Origin of the sequence: Stutzerimonas decontaminans, assembly GCF_000661915.1 — a bacterium.
Lineage (GTDB): Bacteria > Pseudomonadota > Gammaproteobacteria > Pseudomonadales > Pseudomonadaceae > Stutzerimonas > Stutzerimonas decontaminans.
This window is the reverse complement of the sequence record NZ_CP007509.1, coordinates 982,175-1,000,831: the sequence shown is the minus strand read 5'-3', so window position 1 is coordinate 1,000,831 and position 18,657 is coordinate 982,175. Positions and strand designations below refer to the sequence as shown.

The following is an 18,657-nucleotide window of genomic DNA, read 5'->3' as shown; positions in this document are numbered from 1 at the left end:
TGGGCGCGGTTGCGCCGGCATAAAAGGTTCGAAGTCCTCTGCCATGAAACCATCGCTAGTCCTGAAGATGGGCCAGCAGCTGACGATGACACCGCAGCTGCAACAGGCCATACGGCTCCTCCAGCTATCCACCCTCGATCTGCAACAGGAGATCCAGGAGGCGCTGGACTCCAATCCCATGCTCGAGCGTGAAGAAGACGGCGACGACTTCGACAGCTCCGATCCAATGGCCGAGGCTGTCGATCGGCCGGGCGATACCGGCATGGAGAAGAGCAGCAGCCAGGAAAGCACCTACGAGGAGCCCTCGCATAGCGGTGAGAGCGCCGAGGACGGCGATTGGGGTGAGCGCATCCCCAGCGAGCTGCCGGTCGACACGGCCTGGGAAGACATCTACCAGACCAGCGCCAGCAGCCTGCCCAGCAACGATGACGACGAGTGGGACTTCACCAGCCGTACGTCGAGCGGCATCAGCTTGCAGAGCCACCTGCTGTGGCAACTCAACCTAGCGCCCATGAGCGACACCGACCGACTGATCGCGACCACGCTGATCGACTGCATAAACGATCAGGGCTATCTCGAAGAATCCCTGCAGGAAATCGTCGACTCGTTCGACCCGGAGCTGGAAATCGAACTCGACGAGGTTGAGGTCGTCCTGCGTCGCATCCAGCAGTTCGAACCGGCCGGCATAGGCGCCCGCGACTTGCGCGAATGCCTGCTACTGCAACTGCGCCAGCTACCTGAGCAGACGCCTTGGCTGAGCGAAGCCCAGCGCCTGGTCAGCGATTACCTGGACGTGCTTGGCAGCCGCGACTACAGCCTGCTGATGCGACGGATGAAGATCAAGGAAGACGACCTGCGCCAGGTCATCGAACTGATCCAGAGCCTGAACCCACGCCCAGGCTCGCAGATCGAGGCAAGCGAACCGGAGTACGTGGTGCCCGACGTGATCGTGCGCAAGCACAACGATCGCTGGCTGGTCGAACTGAACCAGGAAGCCATGCCACGCCTGCGGGTCAACGCGCAGTACGCCGGCTTCGTCAAACGCGCCGATTCCAGCGCCGACAACACCTTCATGCGCAACCAGTTGCAGGAGGCCCGCTGGTTCATCAAGAGCCTGCTCAGCCGCAACGAAACACTGATGAAGGTGGCCACCCAGATCGTCGAGCACCAGCGGGCCTTCCTGGAGCATGGCGACGAAGCGATGAAACCACTGGTACTGCACGACATTGCAGAAGCGGTGGGGATGCATGAATCGACCATTTCTCGTGTAACGACGCAGAAATACATGCACACGCCGCGGGGCATCTACGAACTCAAATACTTCTTCTCCAGCCACGTCAGCACGGCTGAAGGCGGCGAATGCTCGTCCACCGCAATCCGCGCGATCATCAAGAAGCTGGTCGCCGCGGAAAACCAGAAAAAGCCGTTGAGCGACAGCAAGATCGCTGGTTTACTGGAAGCGCAGGGCATCCAGGTGGCCCGCCGTACAGTTGCGAAATACCGTGAGTCGCTCGGTATCGCACCGTCCAGCGAGCGCAAACGTTTGCTGTGATCGGCCCCTGGTCGAACTGTCCCGGCGGCAGGCCCAATCAGCCTGCTTTTCGCACAAGGCAAAGGAGATAGCAGTATGCAAGTCAACATCAGCGGTGTTCATCTGGAAGTAACCGACGCCCTGCGTGACTACATCGAGGAGAAATTCGACCGGCTTGCTCGCCACTTTGACCGCATCATCAGTGTTCAGGTGATTCTGCAGGTCGAGAAGCTCAAGCAGAAAGCCGAGGCAACCCTGCACGTCGCCGGCCGTGAAGTAGTGGCCATTGCCGATCATGAAGACATGTACGCTGCCGTCGACCTGCTGGTCGACAAGCTCGATCGCCAGCTGATCAAGCACAAGGAGAAGCAGCTCGACCACACTCAGGGCGCTGTCACCCGCTGACTCCACTATGATCCGACTCGAAAACATCCTTACCCCCGGACGTTCCCTGGTGAACGTCCCGGGTGGTAGCAAGAAACGCGTTCTGGAGCAGATCGCCAAGGTGATCGCCCAAGACCTTATCGATCTCGATTCCCAGACCATCTTCGAAAACCTGATCGCCCGGGAGAAGCTGGGCTCCACCGGCTTCGGCAACGGAATCGCTATTCCGCATTGCCGTATGGTCGGTTGTAACGCTCCGCTGAGTGCCGTCCTGCGCCTGGAGACGCCTGTCGATTTCGATGCCATCGACGGGGCTCCGGTGGACCTGCTCTTCGTTCTGCTGGTACCGGAAGCAGCTACCGACGAACATCTTGAGCTGTTGCGCCAGATCGCCAGCATGCTCGACCGCGAAGATGTGCGCCAACGCTTGCGTGAAGCGCCAACCAACCAAAGCCTCTATCAGGTCGTAGTCGACGTGCAGAACGGGGCCTGACGAAATGGGCAATCGATGCGGCTGATCATCGTAAGTGGGCGCTCAGGCTCGGGTAAAAGTACCGCGCTGAATGTGCTCGAAGACAACGGTTTCTACTGCATCGACAACCTGCCTGCCGGGCTGCTGCCGGAACTTGCCGAGCGCGCCCTGTTGCATACCGAGCTACTGCATCCGCAGGTCGCCGTATCGATCGATGCGCGCAACCTGCCCAGCCAGCTCAAGCGCTTTCCGGAACTGCTCGAAGAAGTCCGCGCCCGGCACATCCTCTGCGATGTGCTCTATCTGGACGCCGATGACGAAACCCTGCTCAAGCGCTTCTCGGAAACCCGGCGCCGTCACCCACTGACCAACGAAACCCGCTCGTTGGCCGAAGCGATCCACGATGAGGAGCTGCTGCTGGCTGCGATCATCGATCACGCCGATCTGAAGATCGATACCACGCACCTGAACCTCTACCAACTGCGTGACGTGCTCAAGCTGCGCCTGCTCAACAAACCGGAGCCGGGCACAGCTTTTCTGATCGAGTCGTTCGGGTTCAAGCGAGGCATGCCCGTCGACGCCGATCTGGTCTTCGACGTGCGCTGCCTGCCCAACCCGTACTGGAAAGCCGAATTACGCGACTTCTCTGGACTCGACCAACCCGTGGTGGACTACCTCGCTGCTCAGGCCGATGTGGAGGAAATGTTTCAGGACATCCACGCCTATCTGAGCAAATGGTTGCCGCGGTTTGCCGCCAGCAACCGAGCCTACGTTACCATCGCCATTGGCTGCACCGGCGGGCATCACCGCTCGGTCTACCTGGCCGAACGCTTGGGCCAGGCCCTCAGAGAACCGCTGAAGAACCTGCAGGTCCGTCATCGGGACCTCGCTTAGGAATACCTGCCCAATGCCCGCCCGCGAAGTAACCATCATCAACAAACTCGGCCTGCATGCTCGTGCTGCGGCCAAGTTCGTCGCCGTAGCCAACCGCTTCCCCTGCACGATCCGCGTGGGCCGGTGCCCGGAAACACTGGTTGACGGAAAGAGCATCATGGCCGTCATGATGCTTGCGGCAAGCCAGGGCACCTCGGTGCATCTGCTCACTGAAGGTGAGCAGGAAGACGATGCCCTGAATGCCCTGATCGAGCTGATCGACGACTACTTCGAAGAGGGCGAGTAAAGACCGGGCGCGGACCTTAATCGCCGCGCACCGCGCCTACCTCACTTGCCAGCAACCATCATCCGCTCGATCAGCACTGAGCCGGTTCGGACATTACCGCGCGTTTCCACATCGCAGCCCACCGCGACGATCTGACGGAACATGTCGCGCAGGTTGCCTGCGATGGTCACCTCCTGCACCGGGAACTGGATCTCGCCATTCTCGACCCAGTAGCCACCAGCACCACGCGAATAATCGCCGGTGACCAGGTTCAGTCCCTGGCCCATCAGTTCAGTCACCAACAGACCACGCCCCATGCGGCGGATGAGCGCCGCCTGATCCTCGTCACCGTGACTGACGAACAGGTTATGCACGCCTCCGGCGTTGGCCGTACTCGGCAGGCCCAGCTTGCGCCCGGAATAGGTCGAGAGCACATAGGACAGCAGACGGCCATTCTCCACGAAGGGCTTGGCATAGGTCGCCAGACCATCACCATCGTAGCTGGCACTGCCAAGCGCGCGCGGAATATGCGGACGCTCATCGAGGCTCAACCATTCGGGGAACAGCGTCTTTCCTAGTGCATCCTCGAGATAGGATGCCTTGCGATACAGGTTGCCGCCGGATATCGCCGCGATGAAATGGCCGAAAAGACCAGTAGCCAGCTCAGGAGCAAACAGCACCGGCACTTCGCAGGTCGGTACCGGCCGCGCGCCCAGGCGCCGCACGGCGCGCTCGGCGGCGCGCCGGCCAATCGTTTGCGGGTCCAGCAGCGCCTCACCGATACGGTTGACGTCGTAGAAGTAGTCGCGCTGCATCTGGCCTTCGCTTTCAGCGATCATCACGCAACTCAGGCTGTGCCGGCTGCTGCAATAACCACCGATAAAGCCATTGCTGTTGCCATAGGCGCGGCAGCCCTGATGGGTGTTGAGGCTGGTGCCATCCGCATTGCGAATACGCTGGTCGACCGCAAACGCTGCGCCTTCACAACTCAAGGCCTGCTCGATCGCCTGCTCGGGCGTGATGCTCCAGGGATGATAGAGATCCAGATCCGGCAGCTCGCGCGCCATCAGCGTCGCATCGGCCAGGCCAGCAAACTCATCCTCGGACGCATGCTTGGCAATCGCCAATGCGGCAGCCACGGTTTCCCGGATGGCTTCATCGCCACTACCGGTAGTGCTGGCAGAACCCTTGCTCTGACCGACATAAAGCGTGATGCCGAAGCCCTGGTCGCGGTTGAACTCGACGGTCTCGACCTCCCCCTGGCGTACCGTGGTGGATAGCCCCTGCTCCATCGAGACCGAAACCTCACTGGCGCTGGCGCCTTGCCGACGCGCTTCCTCGATGATGCGCTCGACCTTCTCGCGCAAACCCGGTAGCGCGTGCGGGCCGATGCCCTCTACTTCACTCATAAGCACTCCCAAACGACCGCAATCGAATCAAGTTGCAACCTGGTGCCGCTCCTCTGAAGCCTGCTGCCAGGGCTGCTGTTATCATGGCGGCATTTCCTAGTGGACCATCCCCATGTCTGAACACTCCGACGCCGAAGATTTCGACGAAAAAAGCAAATCTCAGGTCAAGCGCGAGCTGCTTGCCCTGCAGGAACTCGGCGAGCGCCTGACCACCCTTAAGCCCGATCTCATCGCCCGGCTGCCGCTGAGCGACGCGCTGCAGAAGGCCTTGGCCGACGCACCGAAACACAAGGCGCACATCGCTCGCAAACGGCACATCCAGTACATCGGCAAGCTGATGCGTGATCAGGATGTCGATGCCATCCTGGCGCTGGTCGATCAACTCGACGCCTCGACTCGCCAGTACAACGAACGCTTCCATGCGCTGGAGCGCTGGCGCGACCACCTGATCGGTGGGGATGACGCCACCCTGGAAGCCTTCGTTGTCGAATATCCCGAAACCGATCGTCAGCATCTGCGCGGGCTGATCCGTCATGCCCAGCACGAGGCGGCACGCAACAAACCGCCAGCCGCCAGCCGCAAGATCTTCAAGTACATCCGCGACCTCGACGAAACCAAGCGCGGGCTGCGCTAACGGCAGAGCCGAACCGGGAGCTGCAAGCCGAGGCCGATACGGCCTTGGGTTTGCAGCTCGAGATCAACCGGCCCCTCAAGCACCTGTCCCACCTACCGTGATCTCGTCGATCTTCAGCGTCGGCTGGCCGACACCGACTGGCACCGACTGCCCGTCCTTGCCACAAGTGCCGACGCCGCTGTCCAGCGCCAGATCGTTGCCGACCATCGACACCCGATTCATCACCTCCGGGCCGTTACCGATCAGGGTGGCGCCTTTCACCGGCGCGGTGATCTTGCCGTCCTCGATCAGGTACGCCTCGCTGGTGGAGAAGACGAACTTGCCGCTGGTGATGTCGACCTGACCGCCGCCGAGGCTCGCGCAGTAGATACCCTTCTTCACCGAACGAATGATTTCCTGGGGATCGCTCTCGCCAGCCAGCATGTAGGTATTGGTCATGCGCGGCATCGGCAGGTGCGCGTAGGACTCGCGGCGACCGTTACCGGTCGGCGCCACGCCCATCAGGCGCGCATTGAGCTTGTCCTGGATGTAGCCCTTGAGGATGCCGTTCTCGATCAGCGTGGTGCACTGCGTCGGTGTGCCTTCATCATCGACACTGAGCGAACCGCGGCGGTCCGTCAGGGTACCGTCGTCGACGATAGTGCAGAGCCTGGACGCGACCTGCTCGCCAATCCGGCCGCTATAGGCCGAACTGCCCTTGCGGTTGAAATCACCCTCCAGACCATGCCCGACGGCCTCGTGCAACAGCACACCGGACCAGCCTGGGCCGAGTACCACCGGCAACGAGCCCGCTGGCGCCGGCACCGCTTCGAGATTGACCAGCGCCTGACGCAACGCCTCGCGGGCATAACCCATGGCGCGGTCCTCGGTCAGGAAGTACTGATAGCCGGTGCGGCCGCCACCGCCCTGCCCGCCACGCTCACGACGCCCGTTCTGTTCGACGATCACGCTGACGTTGAAGCGCACCAGCGGCCGGATATCGGTCGCCATGCCTCCGTCCATACCAGCCACCAGGATATGCTCCCAGACGCCCGCCAGGCTCACCGTGACCTGCTTGATGCGTGGGTCCAGCGCACGGGTCGCGACATCGATGCGCTTGAGCAACTCGACCTTCTCGGCGCGACTCAACCCATCGAGCGGATTGTCGTGGCTGTATAAAGGAGCGAAGGTAGCCTTGGACAGAACCTTGACCTGGCCCTGCTGCCCGCTTCGCGCAATCGAGCGCGCAGCCTGAGCGGCCTGGCGCAGCGCATCGGCGGTGATGGCATTGCTGTAGGCGAAGCCGGTCTTCTCGCCGGACAGTGCGCGCACACCGACGCCCTGCTCCAGATGGAAGCCGCCTTCCTTGACGATGCCATCCTCCAATACCCAGGACTCGGAAACCTGATCCTGAAAATACAGGTCCGCCGCGTCCACGCCGGGCCCGGCGAGTTCACCGAGCAGGCTCGGCAGGTCGTCGATACCCAGCCCGCCGGGGGTTAGCAGGCGCTCGGTGACGGGTAACAGCAGTTCACTCATATTCACTCCAAACGGTCCGTGACCAAGCACGGTACGGAAAATCGACGGTGGCGCTGCAGCGGCATGCGCTGGCGGATGGCAGCCTGCTCGGACGCATCCCGCTCGGCCACCAAGGCTGCATCACCAGTCGCCTGCTCGCATAGCAGACGCCCCCATGGGTCCACGATAGACGAATGCCCATGGGTGAGGCGACCGCCAGGATGCTCGCCACCCTGTGCGGCAGCCAGGATATAACACTGCGTCTCGATGGCGCGGGCGCGAATCAACGTCGCCCAATGCGCCTCGCCCGTCACAGTGGTGAACGCCGAGGGTACGCTGATCAGCTCGGCACCGGCCGCGCGCAACGCCGTATACAGCTCGGCGAAGCGCAGGTCGTAACACACGCTCATGCCCAATCGGCCAACCGGTGTGTCCATGACAACCAGCCGCTGACCGGGCGCGTAGTCATCGGACTCACGATAATGGCCGCGGCTGTCGGCTACCTCCGCGTCGAACAGATGCAGCTTGTCGTAGCGCGCTACCCGCTGCCCCTGATCATCGAACAGCAGCGAGCAAGCGTTGGGCTTGCCCTGCGGGTCGTCGTCGAGCGGTAACGGCAGGGTGCCGGCCACAATCCATAACCTGAGGTCGCGTGCCGCCTCTTTCAACCACGGCAGGATCGGCCCCTCGCCCATCGCTTCGGCGCGCCCAATTTGATGCGGGGCCTTGTGCCCCATCGCAGCGAAGTTCTCCGGCAGCACCGCTAAGCGCGCGCCGGCCTGTGCAGCCTGCTCCAACAACTGCCGAGCGCGGGCCAGATTGAGCGCGATGTCGGCTTGGCTGGCCATCTGTATCACGGCTAAGGACATGACTTCCCCGATGCTGATAGACGAAGCCCGTGGTTACCGATCAGTTGGGCTTCTCAAATGGTTTGTCGAAGCTGATTTTCGGCGATTGCCACGGGCCCTTGACGTCGTATTGCACGCTGGCGAAGCGCGCGACACGATCACCCAGTAGCTTGTCCGCCACGAACAATGCGCCACCAATCGCCGGGGCACCGACAATTAGCGCCGCTAGAGGCAGGTTGTTGCTGATCGGCAGGGTGACCAGCAGCTTGGCGTCGATCTCGTCGCGTGCCATGTCCAGCTTGCCATCGAGCTCCAGATTGCTCGACGGGCCGCTGACGGTGATTGGCTCGCGGGTAGTGAACACACCAGAGCGGGCCTGCAGGTTTCCGTCCAGGCGATCGTAGCTGAGCCCCTTGCTGAACAGATCGGAGAAATCCAGACGCAGACGGCGCCCTATCGAGTTGAAGTTCAGCACACCGAACACGCGCAGGGCTTGGGCGCTACCATCGATCTCGACAAACTGCCCCTTACGCAGCCGCGGTTGCATGCTGCCGGTATAGCGCGCCATGGCGAACCAGGCGGGCGAGCCCGGCCATTGGCCGTCCACGTCCAGGCGAAAGCTTTCACTGGTAACCGATGGCGCAAAACCCCAGGCCAGTAGCACATCAGCCAGGTTACGGCCTTCGAGACGGCCTTTGTACCAAGTCCGCGCACCACTCCACCCGCCGGCGCCACCAATCTTCAGACCCTTCATATCGAGGGCAATGTCGCGAAATTCGACCCCACCGCTGACTGGGCGCAACTTCAACGCCCAGGCGCCGAGCGGGTCATCGCCCATTGAAACCTGTTTGATCGCAACATCCATCGCCGGCAGGCTTTTTGGATCCACATCAGCCAGCGGATCGGGACGTGTACCGGCCGCTTCGCCAGGGGGCGCCGAGGCTGGCAGGCGAAGATGTTGCAGATCTGCAACGATGACGCCATTCTCGGCATCCGGGACGCGGATCGAACCGCCGATAAGCGCGCTGCGCAAACCCAGAGCCCAGGCATTGCCCAGGCGCTGCAGGTCAATGCTGAGGTTGTCGATACGCGTGCCGAAGCCGTCGAAACGATTGATATCGAGCTGCACCTGCCGCAGTAGTGAGCTCGTCGCCTGCTGCGGATCACCCTTGCCGTGCCTTTCGAGTATTGCCTGCCAGGCCTTCCAATCGAGTTCAGCCAAACGGCCTCTCACATAAAGCCCCGCGCGCGACGGCAGGTTGGCCGCGCCGGTGCCCAGACGCAGCTCTCCACGCCCTTGTGCCCAGGCGCCTGGTGGCGCAGCGAACGCGAGCGCGGCGAGCTGGCCATATTGCACACCGTAGCGCCGCTCCCGCCCCTGCAGGGACATGCGCAGCGAGGTATCTCGGCGTTCGCCAGCGGTTTTGCCGAATGGTGCCGGCAGCTCGATGCGTAACCCCTGCAGCGAAGAATCAATTTGAAGCTGGCTGTTCTCACCGGCCAGATCCAGCCGCAGCTGGTAAGGCAGCTCACCGCTGGCTGGCAGCGGCTGCCCGACCTCGAGCCAGTCGAGCAGGCGCTTGAGCTCTATACTGCCGCGCCCCTCGATACGCGAAGCCGGCTTGCCCGCCGTCCCCGTCGCCACCGCCTTACCTCTGACCGGACGACCGAAAAGGCGAGCCTGGATATCCCCCGCGCTGAATCCGCTTGCGGTGTCGTAACGGAAGTCGCCGCGCAGCTGCTCGAAGCCGAGCGCAGGCTCGGCGATCCGCAGTGTTGCATCGCTGCTGGAGAAATCCACGATGACCCGCGGTGTGCCCTTGCCCAGCGGGATCTGCAGATCGAGTGCACCATCGAGCAGCCCTTGCCCCTGCCACCCCGCGAAAACCTCTCCGGTGCCGATTGGTGCATCCTGTAGCAGTTTCAACGCATCAGGCAGACTGCTGGCCACCTTTCCCTTGATCGCCAGCAGCGGCACCTTTCCACTGCCCGCGTGGGGAATATCGGCAGTCGCGTCATACACGCGACTGTCGAGAATCCTGCCTTCGGCGAGCCGCACCCGCACGCCGCTATCCTCAATCAAGACCTCTCCGCGCCCCTGTTGCAGCACAGGCCAGCCTGGCTGGAAGGCCAGCTCGGCGTCACGCACCTTGAAATACAGGCTCAGGCTGCGGGCGCTGTCGGAAGCGCTCTTGCTCAACGACCCCTGATACTGGAAATACCCCTGCTCGACGGTGCCACCACGTATGGCCTCCTTGAGCCAGCCGACCAGCGCACGGCTCAGCGCCGGCGACTTGGTGGGCAGATACTTCTCGGTATAGCCGGCGTCGCCGTCGCTGAGGCCGACGCGCAGATCCATGTAGTCTTCCGCCTCCGGATCTCGCATCAGACGGATGAGGAAATCCCCAGCGATCTTGCCTTCTTCGCCATCGACGCGCAGATAGGGTGCGGCCAAGGTGAACGCCCGATCGTCCAGCGTCCAAGTCAGGCGACCGGCACCGTGCCGATAGTGCCAGGGCTCGGGGTACAACGATGCGAGGTGCAAGCTGAAGTCGTCACTGTCCAGGCGCAGCTCGCCACCGGCAAGATCGCCCTGAATGCTGCCGCTTGCGTTGCCAACCGCCGGAATCCAGTTCTGCGCCGAGAAGTTGATCCGATCCAGATTGGCGGCGAACCGCAGCCGCTGTGGCGAATCCGTGTCAGGGTGGTAATCGAGGCGAAGATTGCGCACCGTTCCGCTGGGCTGCAGCGTCGAGAGCGTCTCGGTGGCGGCCGGCGGTAGCGGCGCCAGCCCGCCAACGAGCATGGCGATCGGCGCGACGCCGAGACGATCGGCCTGCAGCCGCCAGCGCTGTTCGCCCTGGTTCTGCTGCAGAAGGATTCGCGCGTCGCCCCAACGCTCGCCTTGCAGATCGAAGGCCAGTCGGTCGAGCAGCAACCGATAGCCCTTTTCGGCGTGATCGACGTAAGCCTCGACGGCCAGGTCCTCAAGCTGCACGGGCGCACGATCGGCAAACGACGCGTTCAGCTGCGCCGCATTCAAACGCAGCACGGCACGCTCCAGCTGTTGCTTGCTCCAGTGCGCCCACAGCTCGCCGCCTGCCTGCACCGAATGCAGGTTCCAGTCGGCAGTCAGGCGTCGTGGCAGCCATGCGGCCCAATCGCTTTGCGGTAGGCTCAGGTAAAGCTGCGCTTCGGCCTGTTGCCAACGCTGCGCCTGCACGCGTCCCTGAACGCGCATGGCCAGGGGCTGCCCGTCCGGCAGAACGCTGCGGGCATCGAGTCTAAGCCGCTCGCCGTCGACGCGCAGGCCCAAATCGGTATAGCTCAGGGTCAGCGGCGATTCGCCAAAGGGCTCAAGGGTGATCTGACTGTCGAGGACGGCGAGCCGTCGCACCTGCTGCAACGCCTCGATAAGCTTCTGCGGATCGGGCGGCGGCTGCTCGGAGCGCTCCGGCAGCCCCTCCACTCGCCATTTGCCCTCTGCATCTTCGGCCACGGAGAGATGCACCCCACTGAATTCCAACGTACCGAGGCGCAATGCCCGGGCCCAGAGGCTGGCAGCGAGGTCGGGGACGATAGCGACACGGTCCAGGCGCATGGCGCCGTCACCCTCACCGAGCAGCACATCATGTGCGAGCAGCTTGGGAGCGAAGCCCTCCCAGCGGCCTTCGAGCCTGCCCAGGGTTACCGGCATGTTCAGCGCCGCCTGCGCTTTTTCCTGCACCTCGTCCCGGTACTCCGCGACCAGGGGAACCAGTTGTCGGCCGAGGCTGACGTACAGCGCAGCCAGAATGAGCCCGAACGCCGCTATCCAGAACAGCTGGCGCGACAGAGTCACGAGAAAAGCGGCAAGGCGGCTCATATGGATGCGCTCCAGTCATCCCGGCCCTGGCGGCCTGGTTTACCTTTGTTCAGAGCAACACCACGTCGTACTGTTCCTGGGAGTACATGCTTTCCACTTGGAACTTGATCGAGCGACCGATGAACGCCTCGAGATCCGCCACGTTGCCCGACTCCTCATCCAGCAGGCGATCAATTACCTTCTGGTTGGCGAGCACCCGGTAACCCTCGGCCTGGTACGCTCGGGCTTCGCGCAGAATCTCCCGGAAGATTTCGTAGCACACGGTTTCCGGCGTCTTCAGCTTGCCGCGTCCCTGGCAGCACATGCATGGCTCGCAAAGCACCTGTTCGAGGCTCTCGCGGGTGCGCTTGCGGGTCATCTGCACCAGGCCAAGCTCGGTGATGCCGATGATGTTCGTCTTGGCGTGGTCGCGCTCGAGCTGCTTCTCCAGCGTGCGCAGAACCTGACGTCGGTGCTCCTCGTCCTCCATGTCGATGAAGTCGATGATGATGATGCCGCCGAGATTGCGCAGCCTGAGCTGGCGGGCGATCGCCGTGGCCGACTCGAGATTGGTCTTGAAGATGGTTTCTTCCAGCGTGCGATGGCCGACGAAGGCCCCCGTATTGACGTCGATTGTGGTCATCGCCTCGGCCGGATCGATGATCAGGTAACCGCCGGACTTGAGCATCACCTTGCGCTCCAGCGCCTTCTGGATCTCGTCCTCGACGCCGTAGAGATCGAAGATCGGCCGCTCGCCCGGATAGTGCTCGAGGCGGTCGCCCAGTTCAGGCATCAGCTCGCCGACGAACTGGGTGACCTTCTGGAAATTCTCCCGCGAATCGATACGGATCTTCTCGATCCGCGGATTGACTAGATCACGCAGGGTGCGCATGGCCAGGGAGAGGTCTTCATAGATCACCGTGGGCACTTCGACGGTCTTGATCTGACTGGCGATCTGCTCCCACAAGCGGCGCAGATAGCGGATATCCATGAGGATCTCGTCGCTGCCAGCCCCTTCTGCCGCGGTACGCAGGATGAACCCACCGGCTTCCTGGATGCCCTCTGCCTCGACGCACTCGGCCACGATCTGCTTGAGTCGCTCGCGCTCGGCTTCATCCTCGATACGCAGGGAAATCCCAACATGGCTGGTGCGCGGCATGTACACCAGGTAGCGCGACGGGATCGACAGCTGCGTGGTCAGGCGCGCGCCCTTGGTACCGATCGGGTCCTTGGTGACCTGTACCACCAGACTCTGGCCTTCGTGGACCAGTGCGTTGATCGGCTCGACCGCATTGCCTTCGCGGGCGGAAATCTCGGAAGCATGGATGAACGCGGCGCGATCCAGCCCTATGTCGACGAACGCCGCCTGCATACCCGGCAGGACGCGCACCACCTTGCCTTTGTAGATGTTGCCGACGATGCCGCGGCGCTGGGTTCGCTCGACATGCACCTCCTGCAGGACACCGTTCTCCACCACCGCCACCCGCGACTCCATGGGGGTGATGTTCATCAGGATTTCTTCGCTCATTGTTGTTCTCGGCGGTGGCTTGATGTGCAGCGCTAGCTGGTGGTTGAGTCGATTCTAACCGGCATGCGTGCCGAAGCCACAGGCTCTAACTTGAGCCTTTGGTCCAACGCGGAAGCCCGAAGCCGTCGATCAGCTGCGCCGTTTCGCACAATGGCAGGCCGACCACCGCCGAATAGCTGCCGTGTAATTGACTGACGAACACCGCACCCCAGCCCTGGATGGCATAACCACCCGCCTTGTCCGCAGGCTCGCCGCTGTCCCAATAACGTTCGGCTTCGGCTTGCTCGATAGTACGAAAGCTGACTTCACTGATGACCACGCGGACCTCGCAGGCCGTGCGGCTGGCCAATGCCACCGCCGTCATGACGCGATGCGTACGCCCGGACAAGGCCGCCAGCATGGCGAGCCCGTCGGCGCGATCGACAGGCTTGCCGAGAAGATGCTGATCGAGCACCACGCTGGTGTCGGCGCCCAGCACGCAGCCGTCGCGATCACCCAGACTGGCCAGGCCGGCGAGCGCCTTGTCGCGCGCCACTCGCTCGACATACGCCTCGGGTGACTCGGTCGGCGAAGGCGTTTCATCGACCGACACGCTGATGAGGGAAAACGGCACGCCGATCTGCGCGAGCAATTCGCGGCGGCGGGGTGATGCCGAGGCAAGAAACAGAGCGCCCATGGCAGATCCTCAAACGATAAAGCGACAGCGTCGCATATCCGGGGTCCGTCGAGGAAGGCGCGGAGGACCGGCGTAAGGGCTACGCCTGGCATGAATCAGAACTTGAAGTTGACCACCTGATCGCCTTTGAGGGACAGGGTTCGCTTCTGGGTAACACCACCGGAGGTGACCTGGATGTCGTAGACGCCACTGTCGAGCACCAGCGAAACCGGCGTGGCGCCATGCTCCTGATCGTTGATGCGGACCTGATCGTCGTACTTGTTGCTGCGCACGATCAGCGAGTGGGTCTTGCTGTCGCATTGCTCGTAAGGCACATCGAGGATCGCGCACGGCATCATCTTCTTCGCCGTGATGGTTGCCTCGACGTTCATCTGCGCATTGACGGTGCCGTCCAGGCTCATACTCGCCTGGGCGAAATCGGTACGTGTGCGGTAGCGGTACCAGGCGGTGTCCAGCTCGACATCGGCAACCTGCTCACGGATGTCCTCGGCCAGCGCACGCTGATAGTTGTCCAGCACCCATTGCGACATCTGACCGTCGTTGCGGTGCTCGGCCAGGCAGGCCGCAAGGCTCTTGCTAGCGGAACAACGGAACGAGACTGACTGCTCGAAGCGAATGGTCTTGTCCAGTTTGCGAGCGATTGCCTGAATCTTCTTGCTGTTGCGCTCGCGAACCTCGGCAGCGAGTTGGGTCCTGAGGCGGTCAACATCTCGCGCCGCGAGTGAAAATCTCAGGTGCTGGCTGCCCAAGTCCTTTTCCAGAACATCGACGCGCTCACCGATGGCTGTAGCTGCCTCAACGCTGCGCCTGTGCTCGTCCAAAAGCTCATCAAGCCGCTTGCGCTCGGCGCTCTGACCAAGAAAGTCGTCGACCTCCAGGCGAATCAGCTTCTTGCTATTGGCCAACTGCAATTGCACGGCCGCCAGCTCGCTTTTTGCAGCGCGCAGGGCATCTTCAAGCTTCTGCTTTTCAAGAAGGATGGAGTCGAGTTCTGCAATCTTGGTAGCCAGCTGTTCGGCGCGGGGCGAGTCGGCAGCGGGTTCTGAGGGGACGGCGGCAGTGGAAAGCGTATCCGGGGTCGACAACTTGGCCAGCTGCGCGGCCTGCGGGGCGCTATCGGCTTGGGTATAACCAGTGCTCATGACCAGGGCCATCAGCAACGACCCTACTGCGCCGGTGGCCAGCACCGCACGGGCACCGCGAGAGACTTGCGGCCTGGAAAAAATCGTACTGCCAGCTTCCATACTCATCGCCCGTGCTGTTGTGCTTATCGTTGTCTGAAGCAGATATCAGTAATAGCTGAACGCCATGGTGGCAGCATGATTTCAGAATTGCCCTGCCCCATCAAGGCATAAGCCGTGCCGGGCGACACAAACCCACACTAAAAAGAATACTTTTAATTCGGCGCAGCAGGCGGGAGCAACCGATGCGGGCGTGGTCGCTCAGTAGACAGCGAACCGCTGACGCATGCCTTGCAAGGCTACGAATATCCAAGGCCATAGCAGCGCGCTGATGGGTACCGGCACCAGGAAGAGCAGGGTCGGAGGCCGGTTGCCGGTCAATGTGTTGAGCCACAGCTGGACCAACTGAGCCAGGCCGAGCACAACCAGCAGCACCATACTCTGCTGCCATAGCGGGAACATGCGCAGGCGCTGTTGCAGACTCAACACCAGGAAGGCGATCAAGATCAGCGGCAAGGCACTCTGGCCGAATAGGGTTCCGGCGAGAACGTCCTGGGCCAGCCCAAAGCAGAACGCAGCGCCCAGACCGCCGCGATGCGGCAGCGCCAGCGACCAGAAGGCGATGACCAAACCCAACCACAGCGGCCGCGCCAGCTCCGCATTACCCGGCATTGGCGCGACGCTCAGCAACAGGGCAACCGTCAGGCTGAACCAGATGACCCATCCATTGTTCGGACGCCCACTGATCATTGCCCCACCCCCGATGTCGGCGCTGCCGGTGTTTCGGCAGCCGGCTGGGCGACGACGCCTGCGTCGGATTCGCCCGGCGCAGCAGCCGCCTCGCCACCCTCGGCGGCCGCCTTCTGATCGGCGTCAGCCTGCGCTTCTGCTGCAGCAGCTGCACGCTCTTCCGGTGTCCGCGAATCACTGAAGACCAGCATCAGATAACGGCTGCGATTGAGCATCGCGGTCGGCACCGCGCGCACGATAGCGAATGGCTGACCAGAGCCGTGCACCACCTCGGTCACCTGAGCCACTGGATAGCCGCTTGGAAACCGCTGACCAAGCCCGGAGCTGACCAGCAGATCCCCGGCTTTGACGTCTGCGGTTTCGGCCACATGACGCAACTCCAGATAGTCGGGGCTACCGGTACCCACAGCGATAGCGCGCAGGCCATTACGATTGACCTGGACCGGAATGCTGTGAGTGACGTCGGTGAGCAGCAGTACGCGCGCGGCGTAGGGCAGCACCTCGACCACCTGTCCCATCAGACCACTGGCATCCAGCACCGGCTGCCCCATGAAGACCCCATCCCTCTCGCCCTTGTCGATCAGGATGCGATGGGTGAACGGATTGGGGTCGAGTCCAATCAGCTCGGCGACGATGACCTTGTCATCCACTAAGGCCGCCGAGTTGAGCAACTCGCGCAGGCGCACGTTCTGCTCGGTGAGCATGGCCAGCTTCTGCAGGCGCCGCTGCATCAGCAAGGCCTCGGCCTTGAGCTTCTCGTTTTCCGCCATCAGGCTGTTGCTGCTGGCGATCTGCTCGGTCGCACCTCTCCAGATTCGCACCGGCATGTCGGCGACCCAGTAGAACGGCGTCAGCACCAGCCCCATCTGGCTGCGTACTGTCTTCAACGCGTCGAAGCGTGCATCCACCACCATCAGCACGACGCAAAGCACGACGAACACCAGCAGGCGCACACCGAGCAAAGGTCCTTTGGCAAATAGCGGCTTGATTGCAACTACCTCACGAACAAAAGCTTGAGACTAAACGCGACAAGCCGAAAGCCGGCGCGACCGGATCTTTCGGCTTGTCATGAGAACAGCGGCGCCGGACTCACTCCGTGGACAGCAGGTCCATGGCGTGACGATCCATCATTTCCAGTGCACGACCGCCGCCACGGGCCACGCAGGTCAGCGGCTCTTCGGCGACGATCACCGGCAGGCCGGTTTCCTGAGCCAGCAGCTTGTCCAGATCGCGCAGCAGCGCGCCACCGCCAGTCAGCACCAGACCGCGCTCGGCGATATCGGAAGCGAGCTCCGGCGGAGACTGCTCCAGCGCGCTCTTGACCGCCTGGACGATGGTCGCCAACGACTCCTGCAGGGCTTCGAGCACTTCGTTGGAGTTCAGGGTAAAGCTGCGCGGCACGCCTTCGGCCAGATTGCGGCCGCGGACGTCCACTTCGCGGACTTCGCCGCCTGGGAAAGCGGTACCGATTTCCTGCTTGATACGCTCGGCAGTGGATTCACCGATCAGGCTGCCGTAGTTGCGGCGCACGTAGGTCACGATGGATTCGTCGAAGCGATCGCCGCCGACCCGAACGGATTCGGCGTAGACCACACCGTTGAGGGAAATCAGCGCGATCTCGGTAGTACCACCACCGATGTCCACGACCATCGAGCCGCGCGCTTCGTCGACCGGCAGACCGGCACCGATCGCCGCAGCCATCGGTTCCTCGATAAGGAACACTTCGCGGGCACCGGCACCCAGCGCGGACTCACGAATGGCACGACGTTCGACCTGGGTCGACTTGCAGGGCACGCAGATCAGCACACGCGGGCTGGGCTGCAGAAAACTGTTCTCGTGCACCTTGTTGATGAAGTACTGCAGCATCTTCTCGCAGACGCTGAAGTCGGCGATCACACCGTCCTTCATCGGGCGGATAGCATTGATGTTGCCCGGAGTGCGGCCCAGCATGCGCTTGGCCTCGGTGCCTACCGCGACAACGCTTTTCTGGTTGCCGTGGCTACGGATAGCGACGACAGAGGGTTCGTCGAGAACGATGCCGCGATCGCGCACATAAATAAGGGTATTGGCAGTGCCCAGGTCGATCGACAGATCACTGGAAAACATGCCACGCAGTTTCTTGAACATGGGAAAAGGGCCCTGGGGCAAACGCGTGGGGAAAAAAGTGCCGCAAACTCTAACAATGGTGCGAAGTTAGGGCAAGGCGAGAGTCCGCCCGCGTAGTGCCGGATGTGAGCCAATTGCGCGCTGGATCGCATGATGGTGGCCGAGCCTCATCCTAAGCCCAGATACCGCGCCCACGCTACCGATAACTGCCTTGGGCATGTAAGATTGGCGGCTTTTCCGGGCCCGAAAGCCCATTGCCACGGCTCGTCCCGTGCCGCCATGCGCCCCGTCCAGTCGACGGAAGGTGCAGCCCGATTCGCTTTCCGCTGGAGATACCCGATGGCGCTTGAACGCACCGAGGTGGAAAAGATCGCTCATCTGGCCCGCCTGGGCCTGTCTGAAGCCGACCTGCCCCGCACCACCGAGACCCTCAATAACATTCTTGGCCTGATTGATCGCATGCAGGCGGTCGACACCACCGGCATCGAACCGCTGGCCCACCCGCTGGAAACCACCCAGCGACTGCGTGCTGATACGGTCACGGAAACGAACCAGCGTGATGCCTACCAGGCCATCGCACCTGCCGTGGAAGATGGTCTCTATCTGGTCCCGCGAGTGATCGAGTGATGAAGGACACC

At 62.4% G+C, this 18,657-nt stretch carries 17 protein-coding genes; 7 read left to right on the top strand and 10 right to left on the bottom strand.

All coding sequences use genetic code 11. From position 1 onward, the window contains the following. Window positions 1-43 precede the first annotated feature (43 nt). The 5 genes from UIB01_RS04565 (at window position 44) to UIB01_RS04545 (ending at window position 3,567) form a co-directional block, all read left to right on the top strand. Window positions 44-1,552, top strand: coding sequence for an RNA polymerase factor sigma-54 (locus tag UIB01_RS04565; protein WP_038657293.1), 1,509 nt, complete (start codon window positions 44-46; stop codon window positions 1,550-1,552). A 75-nt stretch (window positions 1,553-1,627) separates the two neighbouring features. Continuing rightward, window positions 1,628-1,936 carry a ribosome hibernation-promoting factor, HPF/YfiA family gene (gene hpf, locus UIB01_RS04560; protein ID WP_003302844.1) on the top strand — a complete coding sequence of 103 codons (309 nt, stop codon included), beginning with the start codon at window positions 1,628-1,630 and terminating at the stop codon, window positions 1,934-1,936. A gap of 7 nt (window positions 1,937-1,943) precedes the next feature. After that, entirely contained in the window at window positions 1,944-2,408 is a 465-nt protein-coding gene (gene ptsN / locus UIB01_RS04555; protein WP_038657291.1) for a PTS IIA-like nitrogen regulatory protein PtsN, read from the top strand. A gap of 15 nt (window positions 2,409-2,423) precedes the next feature. Further along, on the top strand, window positions 2,424-3,281 hold the full coding sequence (rapZ, locus tag UIB01_RS04550) for an RNase adapter RapZ (protein ID WP_038657289.1): 858 nt from the start codon (window positions 2,424-2,426) through the stop codon (window positions 3,279-3,281). 13 nt (window positions 3,282-3,294) lie between these two features. Beyond that, window positions 3,295-3,567, top strand: a complete 273-nt coding sequence (locus UIB01_RS04545; RefSeq protein ID WP_038657287.1) for an HPr family phosphocarrier protein — start codon at window positions 3,295-3,297, stop codon at window positions 3,565-3,567. A gap of 41 nt (window positions 3,568-3,608) precedes the next feature. On the opposite strand, the gene pmbA is transcribed toward UIB01_RS04545, so the two are convergent. Further along, the gene (gene pmbA / locus UIB01_RS04540; RefSeq protein WP_038657285.1) at window positions 3,609-4,955 is read right to left on the bottom strand and encodes a metalloprotease PmbA; all 1,347 of its coding nucleotides are present in this window, start codon (window positions 4,953-4,955) and stop codon (window positions 3,609-3,611) included. Between the two features lie 112 nt (window positions 4,956-5,067). On the opposite strand from pmbA, the gene yjgA reads away from it, so the two are divergent. Then, entirely contained in the window at window positions 5,068-5,589 is a 522-nt protein-coding gene (gene yjgA, locus UIB01_RS04535; RefSeq protein ID WP_038657283.1) for a ribosome biogenesis factor YjgA, read from the top strand. A gap of 75 nt (window positions 5,590-5,664) precedes the next feature. Here yjgA and tldD read toward each other — a convergent pair whose 3' ends face one another. The 9 genes from tldD to mreB all read right to left on the bottom strand — a co-directional run bounded on the left by tldD (window position 5,665) and on the right by mreB (window position 18,040). Continuing rightward, window positions 5,665-7,107: a metalloprotease TldD gene (tldD, locus tag UIB01_RS04530; RefSeq protein WP_038657281.1), complete on the bottom strand. Its 1,443-nt coding sequence runs from the start codon at window positions 7,105-7,107 to the stop codon at window positions 5,665-5,667. 2 nt (window positions 7,108-7,109) lie between these two features. Next, window positions 7,110-7,955, bottom strand: coding sequence for a carbon-nitrogen hydrolase family protein (locus UIB01_RS04525; RefSeq protein WP_038657279.1), 846 nt, complete (start codon window positions 7,953-7,955; stop codon window positions 7,110-7,112). A gap of 40 nt (window positions 7,956-7,995) precedes the next feature. Then, complete coding sequence (locus UIB01_RS04520; protein ID WP_038657277.1) at window positions 7,996-11,799, bottom strand: YhdP family protein; 3,804 nt, start codon at window positions 11,797-11,799, stop codon at window positions 7,996-7,998. A gap of 49 nt (window positions 11,800-11,848) precedes the next feature. Continuing rightward, window positions 11,849-13,306 carry a ribonuclease G gene (rng, locus tag UIB01_RS04515; protein ID WP_038657275.1) on the bottom strand — a complete coding sequence of 486 codons (1,458 nt, stop codon included), beginning with the start codon at window positions 13,304-13,306 and terminating at the stop codon, window positions 11,849-11,851. Window positions 13,307-13,391: 85 nt separating this feature from the next. Then, a complete protein-coding gene (locus UIB01_RS04510) occupies window positions 13,392-13,982 on the bottom strand; it encodes a Maf family protein (protein WP_038657273.1) in 591 nt (196 codons plus the stop codon). Window positions 13,983-14,077: 95 nt separating this feature from the next. Beyond that, a complete protein-coding gene (locus tag UIB01_RS04505) occupies window positions 14,078-15,226 on the bottom strand; it encodes a PEGA domain-containing protein (protein WP_038657270.1) in 1,149 nt (382 codons plus the stop codon). Between the two features lie 198 nt (window positions 15,227-15,424). Next, window positions 15,425-15,913: a rod shape-determining protein MreD gene (gene mreD / locus UIB01_RS04500; protein WP_038657268.1), complete on the bottom strand. Its 489-nt coding sequence runs from the start codon at window positions 15,911-15,913 to the stop codon at window positions 15,425-15,427. Further along, window positions 15,910-16,902, bottom strand: coding sequence for a rod shape-determining protein MreC (mreC, locus tag UIB01_RS04495; RefSeq protein ID WP_080695050.1), 993 nt, complete (start codon window positions 16,900-16,902; stop codon window positions 15,910-15,912). The genes mreD and mreC overlap by 4 nt, the downstream gene beginning before the upstream one ends. 100 nt (window positions 16,903-17,002) lie before the next feature. Continuing rightward, on the bottom strand, window positions 17,003-18,040 hold the full coding sequence (gene mreB, locus UIB01_RS04490) for a rod shape-determining protein MreB (protein WP_003302863.1): 1,038 nt from the start codon (window positions 18,038-18,040) through the stop codon (window positions 17,003-17,005). Window positions 18,041-18,358: 318 nt separating this feature from the next. Here mreB and gatC point away from each other — a divergent pair, with 318 nt between their 5' ends. Continuing rightward, entirely contained in the window at window positions 18,359-18,646 is a 288-nt protein-coding gene (gene gatC / locus UIB01_RS04485; RefSeq protein ID WP_038657264.1) for an Asp-tRNA(Asn)/Glu-tRNA(Gln) amidotransferase subunit GatC, read from the top strand. Window positions 18,647-18,657 lie beyond the last annotated feature (11 nt).